General features: G+C 71.2%; 3 pseudogenes. 2 read left to right on the forward strand and 1 reads right to left on the reverse strand.

Annotated elements, in window-relative coordinates:
• Nucleotides 1-309: pseudogene (locus VXC91_RS44885) on the reverse strand (conjugal transfer protein); the annotation flags it as partial.
• A 694-nt stretch (nucleotides 310-1,003) separates the two neighbouring features.
• On the opposite strand from VXC91_RS44885, the pseudogene VXC91_RS44890 reads away from it, so the two are divergent.
• Nucleotides 1,004-1,666 (forward strand): annotated as a pseudogene (locus VXC91_RS44890) (hypothetical protein); the annotation flags it as partial.
• 5 nt (nucleotides 1,667-1,671) lie between these two features.
• Nucleotides 1,672-2,052 (forward strand): annotated as a pseudogene (locus tag VXC91_RS44895) (hypothetical protein); the annotation flags it as partial.

Raw genomic sequence — 2,052 nt, forward strand, 5'->3', positions numbered from 1 at the left:
TCGCGCCTGCGCACTCGTCTCGTCGTTCGCGTCGCTGCGCAGCCACGCGCCGATGAACACCTGCGCATAGCCGCCCGGGTCGGTGGCGGCCGTCGCAGTGCGCACGGCGGTGGGCTTGGTCGCGGGGGCCGCCGCGACCGTGGTCGGGGCGGAGGTGACGGCGACGCACAGGGCGATGGGACCGGCAGCGATGACAGTCCAGACCGCTACGCGTGAGAGGCGTACGCGGCGGCGCATCGCCTCCAGCCGGGCGCCGGCTGCCATCGGAGCAGCGGCCTCGGTCTGTGAGGCCTGCTTGCCAGGGGACATGGTCAAACTCCCAGGTCAGAACGGATGTTGCTGACCTCGAGAAAACCCGTCGACCCCGACCCGACCACCGACCACGAACCCCCGACCATGGTCACGATGGGGACACGAAGTTCATGGTCGGGGTCATGGTCGGCCCGACCATGACCCCGACCATGGGTCAGCCCGGAGCCGGCGACAGGCCATCGCATCCGGCGCGCGTTGCCCAGACCGGCGACCGCTGTGCGATCACGTGCCGCCGGGCCACAGGGCCCGGACACCGATGCGCAGACGGAAGCCGGCCGGGCCGCGTCAGACGCCTGCGCAGTGCGCGAGACGGACCTGCGCAAGAGAAGATCAGGAAACTCGGGGCGACTGCGCAGCCGACCCGGCACAACTCGACTGCGCAGGATCCTCAACCGGTTGCGCAGGCCGATTGCGCAACGCCCGTCCAGGGCTGCGCAATCACTGAGCGCCCCGGCTGAAGGCGCCGTGGTCGGCCCGACCATGAGCCCGACCACGGCAGCTAGACGGCTCCGTTGCCGGATCGTGACCGATGGTCGGGGCTCGTGGCCGTCAGCCTGGTCGGGGTCGGCGGGTGAGCTGACGCCATGGAACACACGCACGCCCCCACGCCCAGGACTACCGACCGCCCCACCTCGGCGGGCCCGGTGTGCCGCCGTGGCCACTGCGCGCGGCAGGCGTCGGGGGCAGGGCGGTGAGCCGCGTCGGGGCGGGGATCCGCCGGGGTGTCATGACGGCCGATCAGTTCACCCAGATCGCCAACGCGCTGTTCCGCGACTCTGGGCTGTCGTTCAAAGCGAAGGGCATCTTCGGGTACGTCAGTACGCACAGGAACGGCTGGCAGGTGACGGTCACCGACCTCGTCCGACTGGGCCCGGACGGACGCGAAGCGGTACGCACCGGCCTGCAGGAGCTCGAGGCACACGGCTACCTGATCCGTGAACGCCTGCGCCGCCCGGACGGCACCCTCGGCGAGATCGTCTACTGCATCACGGACCGCCCGGCCACCTTGGACATCGCGCTGATCGAAGCCGACTTGATGGTCACGGCCCCCGAGGCCAAGCACGCCGACGGCCTCCCGGCGGGGATCCGCCGGGGCGTGATGGCGGCCGATCAGTTCACCCAGATCGCCAACCGGCTCTTCCGCGACACCCAGTTGTCCTTCAAAGCCAAGGGCCTGTTCGGACTGCTCTCCACACACCGGGACGGCTGGCGGATGACCGTCTCCGACATCGCCCGCCGTGGCCGCGATGGTGACTCAGCCGTCAAGAGCGGGCTGAAGGAGCTGGAGAAGCACGGCTTCCTGGTCCGGGAACGCGAGCGCGGCCCAGACGGCACCCTCGGCGCGGCCGCGTACGGCGGATGCACCCGGGGATCCTGCTGCTGCTCGAACTCGGGGCGGCTCGCCCCGAACTGCTACTGACCGGGCAGGCGCTGACCGACCAAGGCCGCGTCGTGACCGTGATGCTGGAATCCGGCTGGAGCCGCGACCAGCTACGGCACGTCATCGCTGCCCGGCCCCTGCCCCATCCGGTACGGACCACGGTCGGCGCGATCATCGCTGCCCGCTTGCGTGCCGCCCAGGCCTACCCGCCGCCCACCCTCGCGGCCGACCACCACGACGCACCCGTGTGGGACACCCCGCAGCCACAGCCGGTGACCGGCTCCGCCGCCACGCGCACGGTGAGCGAGGCCCTGACCTACCGGGCCCTTACCGAATGCGCCGGCTGCGGCTTTCCCGGA

This window comes from Streptomyces chiangmaiensis (genome assembly GCF_036281785.1).
Lineage (GTDB): Bacteria > Actinomycetota > Actinomycetes > Streptomycetales > Streptomycetaceae > Streptomyces > Streptomyces chiangmaiensis.